Below are 22,464 nucleotides of genomic sequence, written 5' to 3'. Positions count from 1 at the left end.
TTACAATTTTATTTTTTAGATTTCTTTTTCATATAATCATTTATAATACTATTTCTTACTTCTGAATAATAAGTTTCCCATATTAGATTTAGATCTTCTTTATTTTGAAAAGACAATATTGCTACATATTGATTTATATTATTACTAAACCTAATTAAGTTACTATCCTTATCAGTATAGGTTACTCTACCTTCTATAACCTCAACAGAAGAAATATGAAAATAAGCCTCTTCTTTTATAAAAATCTTTGCTTTATAAGGTATATTTTTTTCCTTAGAAGCTCTTTTCTCATAAACCTCCATATATGAATCAAATTCTTTAACATTTAATCCTCCCAATAATTTCATTGTCTTATTATATACTCCTTTATTCTCTTCATAGTTTGGAAAATTTCCTTCTATTTTAATTTCTTCACCTGTTTTTAAAGAGAATAATGTCATAGGATATACTTCTGATGAAAATGTTTTAGACTCATAAATTTCTTTTTCAGCTAATTTTTTTCCATCAGTCTGAGCTATCTTAATCAATGCTTTTCTAAAAATAAAAGGATCTTTACAAATGAAACAATCTTCATCATCAGTGTCTAACTTAGCTGTTATTGTTTGTCCTGTACTTTTTAATGTAATTTTTAAACCTCCCATATTTGTATCAATTTAGTATCTATTACTTTTAATTTTATTTGTTCTTTATTGTCATTTTTGAATGTATAATTCTTTAGTAGGTCATTTTCTAATATGCTACCATTATATTCAAAATACAGTTTTTTATCAGTAAGGTCTATATCTATTTGCTCGCCCACTAGGTTTTCGCCTTCAATCACTAAATAAATCTCTTGTTCATCTTCTCCCAGGTCTATTTTATTACCTTGTAAGTCTGTGAAATAGGCTTCTATAATATTTGGTTTTGTGAGCATCTCTTTTCTGAGTTTATGGAAATTTACAAAGGGGTTTATCATTGTAATCTTTGCAGGATTGGCATTGATTATATTCACCTTAGTTATCTCAGCCACCTGTCCGTGGTTAATAATACTAATACAGTCCTTTCCGCCTATGGGGCAGGTAGCTTTACTGTCCTCTAAAAGGGGGTGCCCGTTGTTTTCCTCATAGGTAACGTTCTCATAAGCACCGCTCCACTGAGTTACCATTGCCTGACAAGGTTTATACCCCCCACCTGGCAGTGGTTGCATCTGACATAGTCCAAAGGTGTTTTTCTCAAAAGTAGCTCCTACATCGGCAGTTGTGGCTACCAATTTCTCTTGTGGCTCTTCCTCATTGATAAAGGCTTTGGTCTGCGTAAGTACCTTTAACTTATCGGGAGCGTTGCCAAATTGACACTGGCAGGTTGCTCCTTGGCATACTAAATGTTTTTGGCTCATAATACATTATCTTTTATGTTGTTATCTTCTTTTCTGTTCCATACGATTTTCCCTTCCTGCCAATCGGCTATGATGCTATCACCTTCCTTAAACTCTCCTGCAATAATCTTTTTAGCTAAGGGACGACGCAGTTTAGCGCGGATAACGCCCTTTAAAGGTCGCGCTCCATATTTGATATCATACCCCTCTTCTGAAAGCTGTTCTTTGGCAGTATCGGTGATTTCTAACTGTATGTTGATATTCTTTACCAAGTCCAACAGCTCTTTCTTTAAGTGTATCTCAAAGATTTTTAGCGCATTCCCCTTGCTAATAGGGGCAAAAGGTATCGTTTCGGTAAGTCGCCCTAAGAACTCAGGACGGAAGTAGCTACTCATCCGCTCTAAAAGCTCAGAAGAAGTAGGGATATTTCCCTTTTCAAAGGATTGTACGATAAACTCAGAACCTATATTGGAAGTGAAGAGCACAATAGCGTTAGAAAAGTCTCCCTCTTTGCCCAGACGGTCGTGGAGTTTACCCTCATCCATTATCTGCAAGAAGACGTCAAATACCGAGCTATGCGCCTTTTCAATTTCATCAAAAAGCACGATGGCATAAGGCTTTTGGCGTATTTTATTGACTAACAAGCCACCCTCTTCATAACCTACGTAACCAGGTGGTGCCCCATAGAGCAAGGCAGCTGAGTGTTCTTCCTTGAACTCAGACATATCAAAGCGGATAATGGCATTCTCATCTTGGAATAAAAATTCAGCAAGCGATTTGGCAAGCTCTGTCTTTCCCGTACCTGTGGGACCTAAAAAGAAAAAAGAACCAATGGGCTGTCCTGCTTTATTTAAGCCTGAACGACTTTCCAAGATAGCCTCAGAGACAATTGCAATGGCGTGATCTTGCCCTACCACCCGCTGGGCTAATACGTTTTCCATATCATTGAGTCGCTGCTTTTCCTCTTCTTTAAGCTTGCCAATAGGAATGTTGGTCTTTTGAGAGATGATAAAAGCAAGGTCGTACTGAGTGATGTGGTTTCGCTTTTCTTTTGCTATGTCTTCAATACGATCAATAAGACTGCGGCATAGGTCAAGAAGTTCATCAGTAGGGGTGTTTTCAATGGGATTATGCTCGTTCTGTGTTTCACTCTCTGAGCCACTGAGGTTTTGCAGTTTTTGGCATAGGTCTTTATAAAGCCACTGCGCCAGCAATCGGCGGTCTTTTTCGCTGAGGAGCTTTTTGTTTTCCCTCAGTTCCAATACTTTGCCTATAAAATAGTTGCGTTCTTTTAAGAATGACTCCCCTGCTGTTTTAAGCGATGCCATTGTCTGGTCTATCAGGTCAATTGCCGAAGCAGGCAAACTGCGCTCCTTCATAAAACGCTTGGAAAGGCGAATAGCCTCCTTGATGGTCAGGTCGTCAATGCTGATGTTGTGGTGCTTTTGATAGTCGGCTAAGGCTTGTTTGAGCATTCTAAAATGAGTGTCGTCATCGCTTTCTTCTAACCTTAAAAGTTCAAACATACCCGATAGTCCCTGTTCTTTTTCTATCTTTTTGGTGTATTCCTCAATGGTAGAGGTCGCTATAAGCCGTAAGCCTTTGGAGAGTTCGCTTTTCAGCAAGTTTGCAATAGAGGAGTCTGAACCTTGTCCGCCCAAAATAGAGTGGATTTCTTCAATAATAAGCACCGCTTTTGGGAGAGCTTTAAGTTCTTGGGCGATGTTCTTTAAGCGGTCTTCAATCTCGCCCTTATAAGAAGCCCCAGCCACGATAGCCCCCATATCCAACTCGAAGACTTCTAAGCCCGCGAGCAGTTCTGGGATTTGCTGCCATACCACTTTCTGGACAAACCCCTCTAAAACAGCTGTTTTACCTACTCCCGAATCACCGATAATCAGCACATTAGGCTTGTTAAAACGGCAAAGAATTTCAATGATTTTGTTGATTTCAGTATCGCGCCCTACTAAAAGGTCTTTTTCTTTTGGAGGTTTTACCTGTGCGTTTTTGTGAATGCAGTATTTTTGTAAGAAGTTGTTTTTCTTTTTTACTGGGGGTTCGTCAGCAGTGTTAGTGAAGATAGTGCCGCTGATGGTTTGGTCTTTCAGGAGTTCAGCACGAGAGACAGGAAAGGTCTTCATTTGGTCAAAGCTAAAAGCTACCCCTGGACTGCTAATGGCTACCATCACTGCAAAGAGACTTATTTCTTCCTCAAAAAGACTTTCAGCGACTTGATTTGCCTCTGTGAAGATGGTATCTATGACCTCATCGGGTTCGCAGCTATAAGTGTGTGTAGATTTAGGAAGTTCCTCAAGACGCACCTCTGCCCATTCCTCTAAGTAAAACACGTCAATACCCTTTGCTTCTAAGGCTTTAAGCAAAGACAAATCGCGGTTGAGCATTGCTTTCAGCAAATGCGCTCCTGAGTAATGAGCGTGGATATGCTCCTTGCCTATCTTTTGGGCTATTTGAAGGGCTTTTTGGACTTCCTGAGTGTAGGGCTTTTGTTGCATAGGGTTTTAAAATAAGATATATTAATTATTTAAATTTGTATACATAAATTCTATCATCTTCTTTAGGATAGACCATTATAAGCCTATCTTTTAAAAACACTTCAAAGTTCCTAATTGTATCTTTTCCGTCTATAAGACAATCCAGTTTTCTATTTATTAATATTTTATTACTATACCCCCTATTTTTGAATATAATATTTCCATCACTTTTATTTCTTGTGTGAATAATAAAACCCTCTGCAGCACCATCATATATTTGCAAAATACCTAAACTATCGTAAATAACTTTTTCTTCAACAACATATTTAGTTTCTCTTATCATTTCTATTTCTGATTGTTCAACTGTAATATTTTTTTTCTCAAGAACTCTTTCTCTCTCATAAATAAATGTGCCTTCTTTTAGCATCTCTAATTTCTTAGAAGTGTTGTTGCAACTAATAAATAACAAAACAATTGTTACTAAATTTATAATCTTACTCATCTTATTGATTTTTTAAGGTTCTTAATTCTTCTACTTTACCTCTTTTCTCAACAACCACTTGTATAGCTCTCCCTTCTGCTTGTCCTAGAATATATCTTATTGCTGCTTTATATTCCTCATTTGCAGGTACATAATTTTGGTATAAACTGTCTTTCCTTACTCTTTCGGCTTCTGCTGCTGTAGTACTTATTTGAGCCTTTGGAACAATTCCAAAACATCCATAAGAACCTGCTAATTTATTTCCATTAGCACCCTTGAACCAACCTCCTATATGTATCATAACCCCCTTAGCTATGGATAAGTTTTCTCTACAACCATGAATGGGTTTTCCATTAACAAAAGTTTGCATCCTTTTAGTATGAGGTACAGCATTTAGTTCCTCTGAATTATGTTGTCTTAGTGCAAATGCATCTACACCAGCTCCAGGTGGATATGCGGTTGCTCTTGTAGCATATAAATTAACGTTTCCATTAGCAGGCTCAAAACATCTATTAGATAATTCTATATCGTCATTCCATCCCCAATTGTCATTTATTACTCCTCTTGAATACCAAGAATCTCTTGTGACATTGTATGAAGCAACAACTTTCCCATCTTTTTCAACTTTCATCTTATAAGTTGGAACAACTATTGATTCATAATCCAAGTCATTATGATCGCCATAGATAAACAAACAAGTATATCCTGTTATTTCTGTTGTTATAACTAACTTTATAGGAGACGTTCCTCCTGTAGCTCTCAAGGTAGCTGTTACGGATTTGCCTGTTTCTCTAAGTGTAATTGTTATTGTTGCCATAGGAGTTATTTTTTAGTGTTTATAACGGTTAGCGGTATTTGTTCTTGAGTGTCATTTGTAAAGGTGTAATCTTTTAATGTGTCATTTTCTAAGATGTTGTCCTTATATTTGAAGTCAAGATCTTTATTGTTGAGGTTAAAATCCAATGTTAATCCTGATAGGTTTTCGCCTTCAATTACTAAGTAAACCTCTTGTTCATCTTCTCCCAAGTCTATTTTATTACCTTGTAAGTCTGTGAAATAGGCTTCTATAATATCAGGTTTTGTAAGTATCTCTTTTCTGAGTTTATGGAAATTCACAAAGGGGTTTATCATTGTAATCTTTGCAGGATTGGCATTGATTATATTCACCTTAGTTATCTCAGAGACTTGTCCGTGATTGATGATGCTGATGCAGTCTTTGCCGCCTATGGGGCAGGTGGCTTTGCTGTCCTCTAAAAGAGGGTGCCCATTGTTTTCCTCATAGGTAACGTTCTCATAAGCACCACTCCACTGAGTTACCATTGCCTGACAGGGTTTATAGCCCCCACCTGGCAGTGGTTGCATCTGACATAGTCCAAAGGTGTTTTTCTCAAAAGTAGCTCCTATATCCGCAGTTGTAGCTACCAATTTCTCTTGTGGCTCTTCCTCATTGATGAATGCCTTGGTCTGTGTAAGTACCTTTAACTTATCGGGAGCATTGCCAAATTGACATTGGCAGGTTGCCCCTTGACATACTAAATGTTTCTGTGCCATTTTGCTGTATTTTTAGTAGTTTGATTTTTATTCCTTTATCCATACGCCCCATTTTTTGACTTTATAGTAGATATGGATATTCTGAATGCAGTTTTTAGTATCTTTTTGTAGGCGCATTGTGGAGATTTTAATCTTTTTACCTGCAATATCCCTACAAAGCTGTTCAAAGGGGACGAGTTTTTGGTCGTTTACTACCACAGGAGTGCTAAAATTACCACAGAGATACTCTTTAAAATCGTCTTTTGTCTTAGATTGTGCGGCTACTTGACCCAGTAAAAGTTGGAACTGCTCTACTGAGATATCTGGTGCTTTTTTAGGGGAAGGAATGCTGTCTTTCTCCTTTTGGGGTGCAGGGGTTACAGGTAGGTGTCCAATAAAATCTACCAAAGGGTCTTTTTGAGCCTTACCCCGTGGCAACTCAAAGTCGGAATGAGGTTTTTCAAATTCGTAAGAGGATGCATCGCTTTTCTTTTTAGCAGCAATATGTTTAGGGGCAATGTAGATGGTTTTAGTGGCGATATGCTCTATATCGCCATTGACAATCAAGGAAACGGTCTTTTTGCCAGTGGTTTTAAAGCTATAAGTAACTTTTTCACCAAGGGCATCAGTACCAGCACCCTCGCCAAAGCTCCACTCAAAAGAAATGCCACCTTCTTTGCGGGCGTTAAACTTGATGGTATCCCCCTCAAAGGCTACATTGGGGGCGATGATAACAGGCAGATAGCCTGAATCGGCATCAGGGTCTGTGATAGTTACTATTTTTTGAAAACTGCAAGTGTTGTTGATGGTAAGGGTAACGATGTATTGTCCTGCTTTGTTGTAAGAGTGAAGTGCGTTTTGGTTGTAATCTACGGCAGAGCCATCCCCGAAATCCCACTTCCAAGAAGTAGCTCCTTTGGTATTATCGATGAACTCAATGAGATTTTTAGTGATGAAGTCGTCTGTGTGGATAATATATTTGGCTTCAGTGCAGTCTGTGCGGTGATTGAGTTGGTATATTAAGATTATGAGCCCGAGCAAAAGTATCCCGCCAAAGGTGAGAAAGACTGTAGTATCGAGTTTTGGGAAGTATTTTAGCACGCTTTTCTTCATAAAACAGGAAAATTGATGAATTGTGCGGCAATATTACTAAAAATATTCTACATCACAAAATAAAAGACAAGGTTTTTTCAAAATATTTTGTTATCTACTGATAATCATATAGATATAAAATATTTAGACACTTTTGTCTTTTTATGTTTTGGTTCGTTTTACAATAATACGACTAATATTTTACTAATTTAGTGTTAGTAAAAGTTTGTAGGGTGAGTTTATAACCCAACTTAGCTTACCTCTTAAGCCTATATACGTAATTCACGTATATAGGCGTTATATAGGTAATGTAGGGTACTACATCCTGAATTTCACCACTGATTTTGCTTCCTGCTTTTCAGGAGTGTTATGCTGCTCTTGAGACTCTTGTTCCCCCTGCTCTACAGACTCCCCTTCCTCAGCACCACTACTCTCAGGAGTAATGGACAAGAGTATCCTTCGGTCGATAGCTGCAAGGTCAGTTTTAAGCTGGGTAAGTTCAGCTTCTTTATTCCAACTGCCAGAGAGGATTTCTTGAAGTATAGGCAAGTCTTTTTGGATGTCAGCGATCTTTTGCTGTTCTTTATTCCCGATTTTTCGTCCATAGCTCCCTAATCAATAGTGCGTTTGCCCAACTTATTGTTCTTAAGCTGATCGATAAAAAGCTGTTTGTTAAACAGTAGATTGAACTTGTAAGAGTCCAAAGATTTTTGAACGGCATAGATAATCACATCCACCTTATTATCAGCAAAATATTTGGACACTTCATTGCCTTTGCGAATGGCACGTCCGTCCCTTTGTTGCAAGTCGCTGGGACGCCAAGGGGTATCCAAGTGATGTACAGCAACGGCTTTTTTCTGTGCATTGGCCCCTGTGCCGAACGACTCACGATAAAGACCAAGGAAGTCTTGATGTGCGCCGTTGTACTGTGGGCGTACAAAGCAGTTAAAGGTTTCGTTATACCGCTTGGCAAGGCGCTCTTTAAACTCAGAGGACTACTCTAAGAGCCAGCGGCTGAACTCCGTGCGTATCTCGTCTATTTTGGTATTGGCAAGTTGGATAGCCTCCATAAAGGAGGCTTTGTTGTAGTGGATAGTAACATCAGCCTGAAAGAGATGTGAGGCAAAACGGCTGTAAATCTCTTTCTAAAAAATAATATCATCAATAATATACTTGTCCTTCTTCTTAGCTACTTTTAATTGTACGCTATCATATCTATTTAAAAAGAAATCAAAAATATAAACATTATATCTTTTTGAATTTATCTTCTTTACTTTAAGAGAGTCTAACCATTTTAGGTTGGTATCTTGGGCTTTTACAATAGGATCTGAACTTAATTCATCTGAATTTACTTTCCGTATTAATTTACTTGATAGAAACTCCCTTTCTATTTCCCTTAATTCTTCTTCGCAAAACTCCCCACAAGGCATTTTATCTTGCTGTCTGATGTACTTATCATAAAATTCTAAAATCATTTTTGTAGCTTCATCAGTTTCTTCTTTAGAAGCTTGAATTGGTGCAATTGTATCTTTTTCTACTATGGTATCTCTTTTGATAGAGGAAATAGTATCTGTAGTATCAGTTTCTAATGATACTTGGGTATTATTATTATTGTTACAAGCAAACAACAATAAACACGCTGAAATAAAATAATAAATTTTTACCATCTGAATATTTTAAAATATAATGTCATCAATAATATACCTGTCTTTCTTTTTAGCAACTTTTAATTGTATGCTATCATATCTGTTATCATAAAAGTTAAAAAGATACACATTATATCTTTTTGAATTTATCTTCTTTACCTTAATAGAGTCCAACCATTCTATGAAAACATCTTGGGCATCTACAATAAAATCCATATCTCTATCTTCAGTAGGTTTTATTTTTTTTATCAATTTATTTGATAAATATCTTTTCTTAATTCTTATCAATTCTTCTTGACAATCATGACAAAGCATTTTATCTTGCAGCCTGATATACTTGTCATAAAATTCTAAAATCATCTTTGTAGCTTCATCAGTTTCTTCTTTAGGCACTTGAATTGGTGCAATTGTATCTTTTTCTACTATGGTATCTCTTTTGATAGAGGAAATAGTATCTCTAATATCATCAGAAGATGATACTTGGGTATTGTTATTATTGCAAGAAAACAACAATAAACACGCTGAAATAAAATAATAAATCTTTACCATCTGAATATTTTAAAATTAATTTCTCTTTTTTCTTCTTTTCTCTTTTTATAATCATTTTCATAAGCAGTACCAGGCCAGAAACGTCTTTGTACAAAATCTGACACCCATTTCTCTCCATTGTACATTTGGATATGCCCAGCAGGATATTTTGGCTGACCTGGGTATGTGTCAAAAACAACAATATCCCCTTTGATAGGAGTATAATCATTAGGGTCTGTTATATTTATTTGATTAAATCCCTTTCTCAGTAAAAAAGGACCATATTTACAAGCATAATCAGGACGGTCACTTGTATCTATTCCTCCTGATTCTAAGCCCCATCTTACATATTTTGCGCAAGAACCAGTAGGGTTTTTATCAGGTCTTTCATCTATTTCTTTATGTATTCGCGTTACTGCAGCATCAATATCAAAGCCAGATCTTCTAGTGGGTAGTTTAATTTTAAATATTAATCCATCTGTGGTAGGATTTCTTATTGAACTGAAGATCGTACAATAAAAATCTATATAAATATCTTTACCAATATCCTCTTTAATTGTTATTTCAAAATCTATAAAAGTAGTAAAAGAATATATCCTATATACTAAGTCACCGAAATGCGTTGTTCTTTCTTTGTCATTGACAGAAACTTTACCCGTAAGGCTCTTTTCTATTTGCTGATGATCTTTATAATCCTTTTCAGTGTTAGGCATAGTGCTTATTATGGGATAAATATAGCCATATTTACGTTCTCCAAGATGAAAAAGGGAAAAGTGTATGTACATACTATTTCTATCAATTCTTGTAATAGGTATATCGATATATCTTGCTCTACCATCTTGTTTTATATCCATAATACTCTTTGAGGAAAGTATTTGATAGGTTTCTTTTTCACTGTTAATGTGTAAGGTTTCCTTTCCTGATGAGATTTTATTAGCTGTTTCTATTTTAAGTGCTGGTAAAAATATATCCTTTAATAGAGGGAGTTGTTCTACTTTCTTTTCATTTACAGTTACTTTAACGGGGCTTTTGCCATAGTGAACTTTAAGGGTATCGGAGGTTACCGCAAAGGTTTTGGAGTTTGCACTTCCGCTAAAACGCTCTACTTTGATGTAGTAATCTTGTACATTATAATCAGAATCGAAGGTAGCGTGAGAGACTCCGTAACCTTTGTTAAAGAGTTCTTTGGTTACTACTATCTCTCTACAAAAGAAGTGGTTGTTGTTGAGTTTAAATTTAGGACTTTGGAAGATAACGTCATCAGATGTATGCTTGTCTTTTTCGTAAATAGTATATTGCAGAAAATCAGCTATTTCACCTTTGGAGTCAATACATACGCGTATGGTATCACCAATGGATATTTTCTCGATTGGGTTGCCCTGTTTATCAATAAAATAGGTTTTGGTAATCTCTCCTGTTGATTTCTTTCCGTTCTTATCAAGCCCAAAGCTGGCTTTAATGTAGTAATCTTTTTGGTTTTCTTGGTTTTTATTAGTAAGTATGCTTTTGATAGTGTCGATGGGTAGTTTTATTTTTGTAGTGGCGTAATCGGTATGGTCTACACGAGCTGAAACAGTATCTTTTACGACTTCTTTTCCGTTTTCTTCTTGGCACACGTGGAATTGTATTTCCTTACCTGTTAAGCCTTCTGTTTTAGCACGTAGATGGAGGGAATCATAAACACTGACTTTGTTGTTAGTATCGTATTCTCCTTCAGGGAAGAAGTGTGTTGAGATGATTTTAGGGGCTTTCTCAATACGTTTATGAGGGGTAACTTCAATAAAATCTAAAAGTGTATTTTCTTCTATTTCAGGCTTTTTGTCATTCTTATAAACTCTTACTTGAAAAGTAACGCCATCACTACTCTCTTTTTCAAAATGGCATTCAAATTTATATGATTTGCCATTTATAGTTCTTATAGGCTTCCATTGTTTTTCATCATTATTGTAAAAAACGTTCCATAGATAATATCCTTCATTTTTCGATACAGGGTTTATCACTTCAAATTTTAGTCTTTCTCCTAAAGTATGGGAGGGAGTTCCTTTTGTTATTTTTATCTTTTCGTCGGGCATAGCTTATTATGTTTTATTTTTGTTGGCAAAGGTACAAAATACTATTTTATGGGCAATGGTTAATGGTTATTTTTTTGTTGGTATGGTTTTTTATTTGTAAAGCTGTTTAAACTTTTCCTATAATAAAGTAAAAGTTCCCGAAAATTAGTAATTTTGTGTTTGAGAAAAAACACCAAAATTCAGGAACTTTGGGCAAAGATACAATAAATAAATGGATTATTTCCTTTTTAAGTGTAGGAAAAAGAGGATTTAAAAGTAATTTTGATTTGGCTTCAATATTTTTATTGATTCTCAAGAGGTTAAAACAGGGGTACAATGGAGAGAACTTCCAGTTGAGAGCTATTTTGAAAAAGGAGAAATCTGGCAAAATGTCTATTACTACTTCAACAAATGGAGTAAAGACGGTAGCTTTCAGCGAATATGGTTAAATCTATTAAGCAAGAAGAAAAGAAAATTAGATATGTCTTGCGTTCAATTGGATGGTAGTCATACACGTTGTCGGCAAAAAGGAGAATCTATAGGCTATCAAGCAAGAAAAAAAATCCGTAACCACAAATAGTATTTTTTTGTGTGATAATAAAGGGCAAATGATAGCAATGAGGAGTCCTAAAGCTGGAAATCACAATGACTTATATGAAATAGAAGAAGTACTAAAAGAAATCTTAGCTTTTTTAGAAGAAGCAGGAATAGAGTACAAAGGACTGTTTCTCAATGCTGATGCAGGATTTGACAGCAAATCTCTTAGAGAGTTTTTAGAAAGCAAAGAAATTATAGCAAATATTAAACCTAATCCCCGAAATGGAAAGCAACCAGATATTTATTTTGATGAAGAATTGTACAAAAATAGGTTTAAGATTGAACAAGCAAATGGTTGGCTTGACGGATATAAAGATTTGATAATGAGATATGAGTATCTTGATGTAACTTGGATTGGAATGCTCTTATTAGGGTTTATATCCAAGTTCCTCAAAAAAGTTTAAACACGTTTATTATAAAAGTAGTTTCAATTTTTGCATAAAAAAATTAATTCTGGCGCAAAGATAGTAATAATTTGTCAATTAACCAATTATCAATAGTCAATTGATATTCAAACATTTTGCTTCACTAAGGTTGGGAAAAATCACCACTACCATAAGTGTATCGTTGGCATTAATGTAGTGTGTTTGCAAAACTTGCTTGATAATCGCTTCACTTTCAGGTTCAAAACTCGATTTTACAATAGCTACTTCTTTTGGAAAAATCACTGCGGTTGCCTCTTTGCATAAATTGTAGTCGGAGGAGGGGCAATCTTCTTCTAAAAAAGGTTTTTTGCAATGCAATAGCTGAGTGTATTTATCTATCAGTAACCGTTTGTTGAATACCTCTTTTTCTATAAAACTATCGTTTTTGTATTGATATATCACATCAGTTTCATAGTCTATTTTGCTAAAGGACATTATCGGGTCTATGGCTATATTGGCATCAGAGAATAGGAATTTTGCAAAGGTAAAATCTTCAAAACTTACAAAATTTTGTGATGATGCGTATCTTTGGTAGGCAAAACCTTCTTCTTTGGGGTAATATACGATTTTTTCGTTTTTCAGCAATTCGTATAGTTCAGGGTCTTTGCGTGATAGAACTTTTAAAAATTCAGTAGCCGAAAAACGTTTGTTATGAGCGTAGTAATAATCGTAGTAGTAGCGGTAGAGTCTGCTTTCTTTTTCAGCGTAATAAACAGCTGTTTTCTGTTGGACATATTTAACAAATAGGAATCCTGCTCCCGCTAAAAGGAGTAAGATAATAGCAATAATGGTGATGACTTGTTTTCTCATAGTGTAGCCATTTCTTCGTTTAGACAATCGCCAAAAGGCAGTAATTCGGTGTCGTGAGTAAGAGGGGATTAGAAACTTGAAGAGCCCCCTCCATCGCCGCCGCCTCCGCCGCCACCGCCATCGCCTCCACCACCACCATCAAAGCCTCCACCACCATCATAACCGTAACTAATACGATATTTTTCTTTATAAATATCGGTATGCTGACAATAAGAGCAGATGAAAGTGTATTTGTTGTGTACTGTATTGCTATCGGCACTAATACTCTCTTTGTTTTTTAAGGAAATACAATTGGATTGATGACAATTAGGACAAGAGGTGCTGGCTACAAGTTTCTTAAAAGCATTTTTAAAAATTGTAGTTCTTACCATTATATATATAGTGCAAGAGACTATAAAAAATGCCGCCATAAGAATACCCTCATAGATAATTTCGCGTTTTATCACACACATTATTATCCAAAAATAACTAAAGAAATAGCAAAATACTAATGAATTAGTAGGGGTTGCTTTGCGACGCCAAGAGAGATACTTTTCGTAGAAAGACACAGAGGGGTCACAGTTATTCACTTCAGAAATAGCTATTTGGTAACTGATATAGCTTAAACCTATTATAAAGACAATTAGCAAAAATGTAATACATAGCTTTTCTTTTAGCGCTTTTGTTTCTTGATAAGTTTTAAAAGAAGCTTGTGATTGAGGATTTTCGTCTAAAAAATTGATAATTTCGTTCACACCTATAATAAGTCCCTGCCCATAATTCCCCTTTTTCATTACAGGGATCATCAGCTTTCTTTGTATGTATAGGCAAGCATCATCACTAAGCCTTTCAGTTAGGTAACTATTTACGTTAAAGGTGATATTTCGTTGCTTTTTATCGGTAAGTAGTAATACAAAAATATCTGTGTTGTTATATTTTGATTTACTTACCCAATAGTCTCTCAGATTGTGAGTGAACTCAAAAGGAGAATCATAAGCCCCAGAAATAGCAGGAAGTACAAGAACGTTTATTTTTATACCACTATATTGATATAAACTGTCGCATAAACGATTTAATTTGTCGCTATCCGCTGTGTTGAGCACCTTCTTGGGGTCGGTAATATGAAAGTTATGAAGAGTATCTTTTGCCCCTATTTTGATAACATCATTTACCATATAGCCTTCACTACTGCTTATAGAAGCGATAATAATCCCTAAAAACATTCCTACCAAGCCTAGCCATAAAAGTATATAGACTATGAGTTTTCGCTGTTTCATAGTGTAGCCATTTCCTCGTTTAGCCAATCGGCAAAAGGCAGTAATTCAGTGTCTTCTTCCCAGTATTCAAGAGGAATATCCGAATAAAATGTGCCAAAAGCATCGGGTTGGGTAGTGATAAATCCCGCTTGATGACCGACATTAGGGTAACACACTAATAAAACTTTTGGGAAGAGATATTCACCAGTTCCTTCAAATACTTCAGCTGAAAAGGCTTCCCATTGATTAGGAGGAAAAAACTGATAGGCAAAACCTAGTTCGTCTTCAAAAAGGGTGCAAGCTCCCAAGGTAATGAGGAAAGTTTTGAAAGTTTCGGGCAGCTTGATGTGGTGCTGAGCTTCAAAATCAGCTATTTCTTCAGGAGTAACAGTTGCTTGTTGGGTAAAACGGTATTGTTCATTGCCAAAATGCATAAAAGCGCCATTACTTTCTGTAAGGAGTTTTTGTAAGATTGCTAAGTTTTTAGTGAAGTGTTCCATAGTTTAGGAGTTTTTGGTTGATTACACAAATTGTATTTGTCGTAATTCTTGTGATAAAGAGTGTAATTTCTCTTGAATTTTCATAGAAGTACGCTTTGTAGGTTTGCGATACCCTTGTACATACTGACTTAGTTGCGATTGATTAACTCCCGTAAGCCTACTCAATCCCGCATAGCTGAATACATTAGAATAATGTTGCAAAAATGAGGGTAAGTCATACAAAAATTCAAAAGTAGCCTCTACAAAAGGTTTTCCTTCTTCTTTGTAAAGGGTTTTTATATCAGCATACGAGGCTTTAAAATCAGCTAATGCTTCTTCTACAGTTTCACCTTCTCCGTGTATGCCATAGTTTAAAGTCTTGTCATCTAAATCTATATATACACTATAGGAGCCATCATTAGCTCTTTCAATAAATGCTTTTACTTTATTCATAGTTATAATTTTTAGTTATTGTTAATACCAGCATCTTTTAAGATACTTTTTAGTGTGCCAGTAGCTACTTCTTTACTTTTATGATTACTCATTTTGAATCTTTTCTCTGTAATCGGACTGAACCATAAAGGGTGTCCATTGGCTTGTTTACCAGTATCAAAGCAACCAAATTCTTTTAGTTTCTTTTCTAATTCCGAATATTTCATTGCTATAGTTGATTAATTTTTCTTTGCAAAGATAATGCTATTATTTTAATTAGCAAACTTTGTAAAACAAAAAAAGCACAATAGCTAATCATTTTAGCTATTGTGCTTTTAAAATTTCTTATCTCTTAATTCTTATCTCTTAACTGCTCTAAGGATTTCTCCTAACCAGAGCACTACACTGGTAGCACCAATAATAATTGCCCAGTCTACCAATTTGAGAGGTGTTACATTGAACATCTGTCCACCAAAAGTAGTGATGAACACTTGTCCTAATACAATGGCTAAGGCGATGAGCATAAATCCTTGACTCTTACCGAGGTTGTTGAATGCGCTCTTGCCGGTGCGGTAGGCTTTGGCATTGAACATATTCCAGAATTGCAAGAATACAAATATCGAGAAGAACAAGGAAAGTTCATAAGGATCTAAACGGTCTTTGGGAGCTCCAAAATGGAAGAAATGACTGAAATAATCAGTAATTGAGAATTGAGTGAGACTCTCTATATTTTCATTCTTAAAGTACTGAATGAAACCAAAGAGCAACAATACAAAGAATCCTCCTACCCCAAAGATGCCTTTTGCCATTGGAGAGCTGATGATATTAGCGCCACGCGCACGTGGTTTGTCGTTCATCACGCGGTTGCTCGGTGGCAATGATGCTAATGCCAAAGCGGCAAAGGTGTCCATTATAAGGTTCACCCAAAGCATTTGGGTTACAGTAAGCGGTGATTCTACTCCTAAGAAAGCCCCGATAAGCACGATGATACACGCTGCTACGTTGATGGTCATCTGGAAGAGGATAAAACGCTGAATGTTCAAATAGAGCGAGCGTCCCCACATCACAGCTTTACCAATACTGCTGAATGAGTTGTCCAAAATGGTAATATCTGAGGCTTCTTTAGCTACTGAGGTTCCATCACCCATTGAAAGACCTACTTGGGCAGCTTTGAGGGCTGGTGCATCGTTCGTACCATCACCGGTTACGGCTACAACTTCACCTTTTTGTTGCAATAGGTTCACGAGACGTGCTTTGTCGAGCGGACGTGCGCGCGAAATTACACGTAGATCGCCTATGCGGTCTAAAAGTTCGGCATCGCTCATTGCGGCAAACTCTACACCGGTAATTTGGTTGCGATCGGTGCAACTGTCGTCCCACAAATGTATTTGGCGAGCGATTTCTCTTGCGGTACCAGGGGTATCTCCGGTTACAATCTTTACCTGAATGCCTGCGTGCATACACTCTTCAATAGAAGCAGGTACATCAGGGCGTACGGGGTCAGAAATAGCAGTGATACCTATAAAGTGCAAGCCGTTTACTACGAGCTTACCGTTTTCTGAGATAATCGCTTTAGGGTCGTCAATCACTTTATACGCAAAACCGATGGTGCGCATCGCTTGGTTTTGATATTGCAAGAGTTTAGCCTCAAAATCGGCTTGTGAAATATCAGAAAGGAATTTACCGCCTTCGTGGCAGAAAGTCATTACTATTTCAGGCGCTCCCTTTACGTACAACACAGGTTTGCCAAGTGTAGGCGATTGTACCAAAGTAGCCATATACTTGCGTTCGGTAGAGAAGGTGAGTTGCTGTAATACCTCGCTCTCTTCGCGTATAGGCAAGTAGTTGATACCTTTGCCGTAGAGCCACAAAAGGAGAGCTCCTTCGGTAGGGTTACCCAATACGTTGGGTTTATCTTTATCAGTGAAATCGAGATAAGCGGTAGAGTTCACTGCCATAGATTCGGCTATGAGTTTCTCATCAGTACCTGCGTTGAAGAAAGTCTCGTAAATGGTCATTTGGTTTTGGGTGAGCGTACCCGTTTTGTCAGTACAAATCACAGTGGTAGCTCCCATCGTTTCACAAGCGTGCATCTTGCGCACGAGGTTGTTAGTAGCCATCATACTGCGCATACTATATGCCAAACTGAGGGTAACACTCATCGGCAAGCCTTCAGGCACGGCTACTACTACTACGGTAATGGCAATCATCACGGTGTTGAGCAGGTAACCTCCAAAGGATACCCAATTGATAGCGTCTAAACTATTTGCAGGATTGGTGAAATACACGATAAGGCGACCTACAATCACCAAAGCAGCTATTGCATAACTGATTTTAGTAATCATTCCTGCCAAATGGTCTAATTGTTCGTTGAGCGGGGTTTTTACGCTATTGTCTATCTGTACACCTTCAAACACTTTGCCGTATTCGGTAGCATCACCCACTTTTTTCACCTCAAAAATACAATGTCCATCGGATACTGAAGTCCCGCGACAGATGTAGTTAGAGGGGTAAGTAGCTTCGGCTTCAAAATCGGCAGGGTTAGTAGTTTTGTGTACCATAGGTTCTCCAGTGAGCGTTGATTCGTTCACGTGCAACGATACTGCTTCAAGGAGTTCTCCATCGGCAGGTACCTCTTCTCCTGTTTCTAAGATAACCACATCGCCTACTACGATATCTTTTTTGAGCACTTGGGTAATACGCTCATTGCGAATAACTTTATAGTAGATATCGTCGTTTACTTGATTGAGGATTTCAAATTGTTTATTGGCTTTCTGTTCAAAATAGAAAGCCACTCCAGTAGCCAAAAGTACGGCAAAGAGGATACCTACAGGCTCTAAAAAGGCGTGGATACCCGTATTGTGTACTGTAAATTCATAGGTAGATACCCCAAATGAGAAGACGAGGGCTACCAGCAGAATAATGATAATAGGGTCAGTAAATTTCTCTAAGAATTGCTTCCATAGAGGCTCTCCCTCTACTGATGAGAGTGAGTTTTCGCCGTGTTTGGCACGACTTTCAAGAACTTGCGCATCGGTAAGTCCTTTGTAATGGTGTTTTTCTGCCATAGTTATTTAAAATGATTAAAGTGCAAAGATAGATATAATTAGCGAATTTGAGACATTAGTTAATCATCATCGCCCCAGCTGTGATGGTGACCACCACCCGAACCACCTGAGTGTATTTCGGAAGCGTGTGCCTCGTTATAATCGATAAACTTTTTAATTGAGATGCCTGTGCCAGCCATAGAAAGTGATAGCGCTGCAATGAGTAAGGCTTTACCTATACCATAGATAGCTGCAAAGTACAAACCAATGGCTGCCAACAGAATTACTACGGCACCTCCTATAAAAGCAATTTCACCAATTAAAGGAATAAAAGAAGCGATAAGTACAAAAATTGCCAAAACGAGGGTAATCACTCCTAAGAGGTTGATGATGGTTTTTTTTACACTTTGAGGGCGCTGAGCTTCAAAAGTGTTGTTTTTTTGATATGTATTCATTCTAATAATAATTTTGGCGACAAAAATAAGAATAATTTGTTAATTAGCAAATTATACAATTCATCGCCAATACTATAAAAATCCTAAAACTACTACAAAAATAGAAAATACTAATACTACACCATCTAAAAAAATAATACTTTTCAGCTGATGAGGCTTGCGATATACAATTAAACTGTGAAGAATGCGAGTGACGAAAATTAATGCAAAAGCTGTAAAGTAATAATAGGAAGCAGGGTTGAGAGGAGAGTGAAAATCTAAGGAGAGAAATTGTGAAAAATCACGTGTAAGCCCACAAGTAGGGCACTCAAAACCGTAATGAGATTTGTAATAGCATTGTATTTTGGCAGGAAAATATTTTAGATATAGTATTCCCCAAAAAAACAATGCTATTAATATACTATTTACTAATAGGTACTTATGTGAATTAGTGAGTTTCAATGTTAATCGTCGTCGTAATCTCTGTTATAAGAAGAATCAGTATCTAAGCTGTCGTTTTGTATTCTTTGAGAATTTTCGATAATAGCATCCATAGCTTTAAGTGTAAAAAGTTGTACACCAGAGATGATAGTTCCTACTAAGGAAATTACTAAAGCTGCTATGAGCATATCTTTGTTTACTTGATTTTTATAGGCTAAATAAAGTCCTATGCACGAAATAATAAGACTAATAACCCCAATGAAAAAAGCGAAAGCTCCAAAACAAGGGATGAAAGCGATAGCAACGGTAAGAATTGCTAACACTAATCCTATTATACTTAAGGTGGTTACCATCGGATTGTCGTTGCTGTAGTGTTGCTGCTGCTGAGGTTGGAAATAGTTCTGAAAATTGTTTTGTGAATTGTCCATTTTTATTTATTTTTTATAACAGTCCGCAAAATAAGTAAGAAAAAGTAATATACGAAAATTTTTTTGTGTATTTTTTAAAATAGTTGTATCTTCGCCTCGTTATTCGTTATTCATCATTATGAAGAAAAACATACTCCTTGCCCTACTTTCAGGGGCTTTACTCGCAAGTGCGTGGGTAACCTATGGAATTACTATCTTGATATTCATTGGCTTTGTTCCTTTATTGCTGATGGAAGCGCGCATCCGTCGCAACTATCGCCATACCAAACGCAAAGTGTTTGCACTCTCTTATTTAGCATTCCTCACTTGGAATATTCCTACTACTTGGTGGATATGGTATTCTACCCAAATAGGGGCAATTTTCGCTATTTTAGCAAATACGCTACTAATGACCCTTACTTTCTTCCTCTATCATATTGTTGCCAAACGAATGAACCGCAAGGTATCGCTCATCTTCTTAGTTGCGATATGGCTTTCGTTTGAGAAATTCCACCTCACTTGGGAAGTTTCTTGGCCTTGGCTGAATTTAGGTAACGTTTTCTCCGAGCAAGTTACGTGGATACAATGGTACGAATATACGGGTACTTTTGGAGGCTCTTTATGGGTGTGGATTGTGAATATCATCTTATTTTTGGCTGTTGAAAACTATCTTACGGCTAAAAACCGCAAAGTTCTTGCTCAAAAAGTGGGCTTGGCAATGCTCTTTTTTGCTGTGCCTATAGTGATTTCGTATTTCCAATACCTCAATTATAGCGAAGCAGGCAAGAAAACAGTTGATGTGATTGTCTTGCAACCTAATATCGACCCTTATGCCGAGAAATATTCACTTTCTAATCAAGAAGTAAGCAATCTGTTGTTGCAACTCACCGCCGATAAGTTGGACGATAAAGTAAATTTCGTCCTTACCCCCGAAACGGTCTTTGCCGAGAATATCAAACTGAACGAATTACCCTATGCTCCTGAGATAGATAGGTTGCGCACTTCTGTAGCGCGCTATCCTAAACTCAATTGGGTAGGAGGCACTGCAATGATTGAGTTTGTGAGAGATGAAGCACATACCACTTCCCAAAGCAACTACCTCTATAATTATGGTATTTGGTACAACGATTACAATTCGGCTTTCTTGCTCAATCGCAATCTTGAAATGCCACTGTATCACAAGAGTAAATTGGTAGTAGCTGTAGAGAATTTCCCCTATCAAAATATACTAAAACCTATATTAGGCGAAACGCTCATCAATCTTGGCGGTACGGTAGCGCTGAAAACTACCCAACCTGAGCGCACAGCTTTCGCAGGGGTAGACACCGAGGGCAAGGCAGCACCTATCATCTGTTACGAAACGATTTACGGTGAGTTTGTAACGGGCTATATCAAGAAAGGGGCTAACTTTTTGGCTATCCTTACTAACGATGCGTGGTGGCGTAACACACAAGGGCACAAGCAACTCCTTAGCTATACCCGTTTGCGTGCCATTGAAACCCGCCGGAGTGTAGCCCGCAGTGCTAACACGGGGATTTCGGCATTTATCAACGGTAGGGGAGAGGTGCTCAAAACACTTCCTTATGGTACTCAAGGCAGTTTGAAAGGTACTATTGCTCTAAACGATGAAGTAACTTTCTATGTGCAAATGGGTGATTACATCGCCCGAATTGCCTATTTTTTGGCGTTTTTTGTGTTTTTGTATGCAGTATTAAGGAAACGTGAAACCATCTAAAAACTAACGACAAATGAAGAAACCTAATATATTTTTAGCGATTTTAACGGGCATCGGCTTTATAGTGCTTTCTATTATTTGCGGGTTAGGGTCTTCCTTATCCTTAAGAATTATTGATGTACTTCTGTTATTTACACCTATAATTTTTGTTTTAGGGCTGCTTTGTTATTATAGTTTCTATTATAAGACCGTCAAAAAAATATTTTGGGTGAGTGTTTGTCTTACAGTATTAACAATGCTTTATACTTATCACAAAGACGAAATAGAAGAATCTTATACAGTATGGCAATCACAGCAGTTCCTTCCTAAAAATCTCAAAAACTACCCTGAACTTTCATCAAGAGAGCTTACACAAGGTAAAAAGACAATTACTCCGCTTTATGAAAGAGGAGGGTATTCGCTTAAGAAAAAGTTCTTCAACGATCAATATCAGTTAGTAACACTTTATAATAAATCAAATACTTCGTTTTATTTTTTTAAATTTGATACTTCAGGAAAAATAATTGACAGTTTGCCTCTCAATACAGCCGAGAAACAGAAACGAGAGTTTCATATCAAAGACAAGTATATCATTGATACTTATACACTTTCTTACAGTACTTGGGCTATAGATGGCAACCCCGAATTTCGTCCGATGAAAGCCATTGAGGGTACTGATTTTTGGAAAGAAAACGATGTGAGAACTTATATATCCAAAAACCATCTACCCACGCCTACTTGTTATAAAATAGGAGTTAGAAACATAGAATGGCGCCCCGATAATCAAAAGTACTATACTACTTTTAATTATGAGAGTATTGTAGTGTTTATTCAAGACGGGATGCCTCATTATATTTGTTCTACTAATTACATTTACTCTTTTCAAAATACTCTTTTTGATAGGACTTCTATATTCCCTCTTTTTATGAAATTGGGTGCTGACGATTTTTATTATAGTGACTTTCAAAGCACTTATACACGCCGTAAGATATTACCTCAGTATTTTTTGATAGAAGAAACTCTTGATAAAGGGGGAGAAGGAAAGCTATTTATGCAACTGCGTTTAAACAATGCTTCTATCTCCTTTAAAGTTGATACTTATATGTTGACATCTGAAGGTGTTGCTCTAAAAACCCCTACTTATTACCTTACCAAAGGCAATGAAGAACTCGAAAAGTTTGAAAAAGTAGATCTGTATAGCAACAAACTGCTACAATATCAATTGTTATCTATAAAAGGGCGACTATATATGATAAAGTAGCTCGTTTT

General features: G+C 36.9%; 24 protein-coding genes and 2 pseudogenes. 5 read left to right on the top strand and 21 right to left on the bottom strand.

What is annotated here, in order from left to right; genetic code table 11:
- Window positions 1–8 precede the first annotated feature (8 nt).
- The 12 genes and pseudogenes from I7X29_RS12650 to I7X29_RS12595 all read right to left on the bottom strand — a co-directional run bounded on the left by I7X29_RS12650 (window position 9) and on the right by I7X29_RS12595 (window position 11,195).
- Window positions 9–641: a hypothetical protein gene (locus I7X29_RS12650; protein WP_198475143.1), complete on the bottom strand. Its 633-nt coding sequence runs from the start codon at window positions 639–641 to the stop codon at window positions 9–11.
- Window positions 629–1,375 carry a DUF4280 domain-containing protein gene (locus tag I7X29_RS12645; protein ID WP_198475141.1) on the bottom strand — a complete coding sequence of 249 codons (747 nt, stop codon included), beginning with the start codon at window positions 1,373–1,375 and terminating at the stop codon, window positions 629–631. The genes I7X29_RS12650 and I7X29_RS12645 overlap by 13 nt, the downstream gene beginning before the upstream one ends.
- A complete protein-coding gene (locus tag I7X29_RS12640) occupies window positions 1,372–3,867 on the bottom strand; it encodes an AAA family ATPase (protein WP_198475139.1) in 2,496 nt (831 codons plus the stop codon). The genes I7X29_RS12645 and I7X29_RS12640 overlap by 4 nt, the downstream gene beginning before the upstream one ends.
- Window positions 3,868–3,892: 25 nt before the next feature.
- Window positions 3,893–4,348 carry a hypothetical protein gene (locus I7X29_RS12635; protein ID WP_009412218.1) on the bottom strand — a complete coding sequence of 152 codons (456 nt, stop codon included), beginning with the start codon at window positions 4,346–4,348 and terminating at the stop codon, window positions 3,893–3,895.
- A gap of 1 nt (window position 4,349) precedes the next feature.
- The gene (locus I7X29_RS12630; protein WP_198475137.1) at window positions 4,350–5,144 is read right to left on the bottom strand and encodes a hypothetical protein; all 795 of its coding nucleotides are present in this window, start codon (window positions 5,142–5,144) and stop codon (window positions 4,350–4,352) included.
- 5 nt (window positions 5,145–5,149) lie between these two features.
- Window positions 5,150–5,878: a DUF4280 domain-containing protein gene (locus I7X29_RS12625; RefSeq protein WP_198475135.1), complete on the bottom strand. Its 729-nt coding sequence runs from the start codon at window positions 5,876–5,878 to the stop codon at window positions 5,150–5,152.
- 27 nt (window positions 5,879–5,905) lie between these two features.
- Complete coding sequence (locus I7X29_RS12620) at window positions 5,906–6,970, bottom strand: PKD domain-containing protein (RefSeq protein WP_198475133.1); 1,065 nt, start codon at window positions 6,968–6,970, stop codon at window positions 5,906–5,908.
- 297 nt (window positions 6,971–7,267) lie between these two features.
- Window positions 7,268–7,498 (bottom strand): hypothetical protein, encoded by a 231-nt coding sequence (locus I7X29_RS12615; RefSeq protein WP_198475131.1) that lies wholly within the window; start codon window positions 7,496–7,498, stop codon window positions 7,268–7,270.
- Window positions 7,499–7,563: 65 nt separating this feature from the next.
- Window positions 7,564–7,836, bottom strand: a pseudogene (locus I7X29_RS12610) (hypothetical protein); the annotation flags it as partial.
- A 258-nt stretch (window positions 7,837–8,094) separates the two neighbouring features.
- The gene (locus I7X29_RS12605) at window positions 8,095–8,616 is read right to left on the bottom strand and encodes a DUF3828 domain-containing protein (protein ID WP_198475129.1); all 522 of its coding nucleotides are present in this window, start codon (window positions 8,614–8,616) and stop codon (window positions 8,095–8,097) included.
- A gap of 9 nt (window positions 8,617–8,625) precedes the next feature.
- Window positions 8,626–9,144 (bottom strand): DUF3828 domain-containing protein, encoded by a 519-nt coding sequence (locus I7X29_RS12600; RefSeq protein ID WP_198475127.1) that lies wholly within the window; start codon window positions 9,142–9,144, stop codon window positions 8,626–8,628.
- Entirely contained in the window at window positions 9,138–11,195 is a 2,058-nt protein-coding gene (locus I7X29_RS12595) for a hypothetical protein (protein WP_198475125.1), read from the bottom strand. The genes I7X29_RS12600 and I7X29_RS12595 overlap by 7 nt, the downstream gene beginning before the upstream one ends.
- Before the next feature lie 155 nt (window positions 11,196–11,350).
- On the opposite strand from I7X29_RS12595, the gene I7X29_RS15495 reads away from it, so the two are divergent.
- The 3 genes and pseudogenes from I7X29_RS15495 to I7X29_RS15485 all read left to right on the top strand — a co-directional run bounded on the left by I7X29_RS15495 (window position 11,351) and on the right by I7X29_RS15485 (window position 12,175).
- On the top strand, window positions 11,351–11,623 hold the full coding sequence (locus I7X29_RS15495; RefSeq protein ID WP_317191537.1) for a hypothetical protein: 273 nt from the start codon (window positions 11,351–11,353) through the stop codon (window positions 11,621–11,623).
- A pseudogene (locus I7X29_RS15490) lies at window positions 11,545–11,754 on the top strand (transposase); the annotation flags it as partial. The gene I7X29_RS15495 and the pseudogene I7X29_RS15490, both read left to right, overlap by 79 nt.
- Window positions 11,755–11,782: 28 nt before the next feature.
- Window positions 11,783–12,175, top strand: coding sequence for a transposase (locus I7X29_RS15485; RefSeq protein ID WP_262895902.1), 393 nt, complete (start codon window positions 11,783–11,785; stop codon window positions 12,173–12,175).
- 96 nt (window positions 12,176–12,271) lie between these two features.
- On the opposite strand, the gene I7X29_RS12585 is transcribed toward I7X29_RS15485, so the two are convergent.
- The 9 genes from I7X29_RS12585 to I7X29_RS12545 form a co-directional block, all read right to left on the bottom strand.
- A complete protein-coding gene (locus I7X29_RS12585; RefSeq protein WP_198475123.1) occupies window positions 12,272–13,006 on the bottom strand; it encodes a hypothetical protein in 735 nt (244 codons plus the stop codon).
- A 68-nt stretch (window positions 13,007–13,074) separates the two neighbouring features.
- On the bottom strand, window positions 13,075–14,262 hold the full coding sequence (locus tag I7X29_RS15625) for a TPM domain-containing protein (RefSeq protein ID WP_198475121.1): 1,188 nt from the start codon (window positions 14,260–14,262) through the stop codon (window positions 13,075–13,077).
- Window positions 14,259–14,741 (bottom strand): SMI1/KNR4 family protein, encoded by a 483-nt coding sequence (locus I7X29_RS12575; RefSeq protein ID WP_198475119.1) that lies wholly within the window; start codon window positions 14,739–14,741, stop codon window positions 14,259–14,261. The genes I7X29_RS15625 and I7X29_RS12575 overlap by 4 nt, the downstream gene beginning before the upstream one ends.
- 21 nt (window positions 14,742–14,762) lie before the next feature.
- Window positions 14,763–15,173, bottom strand: coding sequence for a type II toxin-antitoxin system HicB family antitoxin (locus tag I7X29_RS12570; RefSeq protein ID WP_198466706.1), 411 nt, complete (start codon window positions 15,171–15,173; stop codon window positions 14,763–14,765).
- A gap of 11 nt (window positions 15,174–15,184) precedes the next feature.
- Window positions 15,185–15,379 carry a type II toxin-antitoxin system HicA family toxin gene (locus I7X29_RS12565; RefSeq protein WP_198466705.1) on the bottom strand — a complete coding sequence of 65 codons (195 nt, stop codon included), beginning with the start codon at window positions 15,377–15,379 and terminating at the stop codon, window positions 15,185–15,187.
- A 132-nt stretch (window positions 15,380–15,511) separates the two neighbouring features.
- Window positions 15,512–18,220: a calcium-translocating P-type ATPase, PMCA-type gene (locus I7X29_RS12560; protein ID WP_198475117.1), complete on the bottom strand. Its 2,709-nt coding sequence runs from the start codon at window positions 18,218–18,220 to the stop codon at window positions 15,512–15,514.
- Between the two features lie 59 nt (window positions 18,221–18,279).
- Window positions 18,280–18,654 carry a hypothetical protein gene (locus I7X29_RS12555; protein ID WP_198475115.1) on the bottom strand — a complete coding sequence of 125 codons (375 nt, stop codon included), beginning with the start codon at window positions 18,652–18,654 and terminating at the stop codon, window positions 18,280–18,282.
- Between the two features lie 72 nt (window positions 18,655–18,726).
- On the bottom strand, window positions 18,727–19,041 hold the full coding sequence (locus I7X29_RS12550) for a DUF2752 domain-containing protein (RefSeq protein WP_225883754.1): 315 nt from the start codon (window positions 19,039–19,041) through the stop codon (window positions 18,727–18,729).
- A 56-nt stretch (window positions 19,042–19,097) separates the two neighbouring features.
- Entirely contained in the window at window positions 19,098–19,502 is a 405-nt protein-coding gene (locus tag I7X29_RS12545) for a hypothetical protein (protein ID WP_198475113.1), read from the bottom strand.
- Window positions 19,503–19,620: 118 nt separating this feature from the next.
- Between I7X29_RS12545 and lnt the strand changes: the two genes are divergently transcribed.
- Both lnt and I7X29_RS12535 read left to right on the top strand, forming a co-directional pair.
- Window positions 19,621–21,216 (top strand): apolipoprotein N-acyltransferase, encoded by a 1,596-nt coding sequence (gene lnt / locus I7X29_RS12540; RefSeq protein WP_198475111.1) that lies wholly within the window; start codon window positions 19,621–19,623, stop codon window positions 21,214–21,216.
- A gap of 235 nt (window positions 21,217–21,451) precedes the next feature.
- Window positions 21,452–22,456, top strand: coding sequence for a hypothetical protein (locus tag I7X29_RS12535; protein WP_225883743.1), 1,005 nt, complete (start codon window positions 21,452–21,454; stop codon window positions 22,454–22,456).
- Window positions 22,457–22,464: the final 8 nt, after the last annotated feature.

It is taken from the genome of Capnocytophaga periodontitidis, from assembly GCF_016126015.1.
Lineage (GTDB): Bacteria > Bacteroidota > Bacteroidia > Flavobacteriales > Flavobacteriaceae > Capnocytophaga > Capnocytophaga periodontitidis.
Note: the sequence above shows the minus strand (reverse complement) of the source record. Positions and strands in the feature narration are given on the sequence as shown.

Excerpts from the sequence above, each read along its gene's own strand:
- I7X29_RS12605 (WP_198475129.1), bottom strand. The coding sequence starts at position 8,616 with ATGGTAAAAATTTATTATTTTATTTCAGCGTGTTTATTGTTGTTTGCT.
- I7X29_RS12595 (WP_198475125.1), bottom strand. The coding sequence starts at position 11,195 with ATGCCCGACGAAAAGATAAAAATAACAAAAGGAACTCCCTCCCATACT.
- I7X29_RS12635 (WP_009412218.1), bottom strand. The coding sequence starts at position 4,348 with ATGAGTAAGATTATAAATTTAGTAACAATTGTTTTGTTATTTATTAGT.
- I7X29_RS12600 (WP_198475127.1), bottom strand. The coding sequence starts at position 9,144 with ATGGTAAAGATTTATTATTTTATTTCAGCGTGTTTATTGTTGTTTTCT.
- I7X29_RS12645 (WP_198475141.1), bottom strand. The coding sequence starts at position 1,375 with ATGAGCCAAAAACATTTAGTATGCCAAGGAGCAACCTGCCAGTGTCAA.
- I7X29_RS12575 (WP_198475119.1), bottom strand. The coding sequence starts at position 14,741 with ATGGAACACTTCACTAAAAACTTAGCAATCTTACAAAAACTCCTTACA.
- I7X29_RS15625 (WP_198475121.1), bottom strand. The coding sequence starts at position 14,262 with ATGAAACAGCGAAAACTCATAGTCTATATACTTTTATGGCTAGGCTTG.
- I7X29_RS12630 (WP_198475137.1), bottom strand. The coding sequence starts at position 5,144 with ATGGCAACAATAACAATTACACTTAGAGAAACAGGCAAATCCGTAACA.
- I7X29_RS12570 (WP_198466706.1), bottom strand. The coding sequence starts at position 15,173 with ATGAATAAAGTAAAAGCATTTATTGAAAGAGCTAATGATGGCTCCTAT.
- I7X29_RS12585 (WP_198475123.1), bottom strand. The coding sequence starts at position 13,006 with ATGAGAAAACAAGTCATCACCATTATTGCTATTATCTTACTCCTTTTA.
- I7X29_RS12535 (WP_225883743.1), top strand. The coding sequence starts at position 21,452 with ATGCTTTATACTTATCACAAAGACGAAATAGAAGAATCTTATACAGTA.
- I7X29_RS12650 (WP_198475143.1), bottom strand. The coding sequence starts at position 641 with ATGGGAGGTTTAAAAATTACATTAAAAAGTACAGGACAAACAATAACA.
- I7X29_RS12560 (WP_198475117.1), bottom strand. The coding sequence starts at position 18,220 with ATGGCAGAAAAACACCATTACAAAGGACTTACCGATGCGCAAGTTCTT.
- I7X29_RS15485 (WP_262895902.1), top strand. The coding sequence starts at position 11,783 with ATGATAGCAATGAGGAGTCCTAAAGCTGGAAATCACAATGACTTATAT.
- I7X29_RS12545 (WP_198475113.1), bottom strand. The coding sequence starts at position 19,502 with ATGGACAATTCACAAAACAATTTTCAGAACTATTTCCAACCTCAGCAG.
- I7X29_RS12565 (WP_198466705.1), bottom strand. The coding sequence starts at position 15,379 with ATGAAATATTCGGAATTAGAAAAGAAACTAAAAGAATTTGGTTGCTTT.
- I7X29_RS12625 (WP_198475135.1), bottom strand. The coding sequence starts at position 5,878 with ATGGCACAGAAACATTTAGTATGTCAAGGGGCAACCTGCCAATGTCAA.
- I7X29_RS12620 (WP_198475133.1), bottom strand. The coding sequence starts at position 6,970 with ATGAAGAAAAGCGTGCTAAAATACTTCCCAAAACTCGATACTACAGTC.
- lnt (WP_198475111.1), top strand. The coding sequence starts at position 19,621 with ATGAAGAAAAACATACTCCTTGCCCTACTTTCAGGGGCTTTACTCGCA.
- I7X29_RS12640 (WP_198475139.1), bottom strand. The coding sequence starts at position 3,867 with ATGCAACAAAAGCCCTACACTCAGGAAGTCCAAAAAGCCCTTCAAATA.
- I7X29_RS12555 (WP_198475115.1), bottom strand. The coding sequence starts at position 18,654 with ATGAATACATATCAAAAAAACAACACTTTTGAAGCTCAGCGCCCTCAA.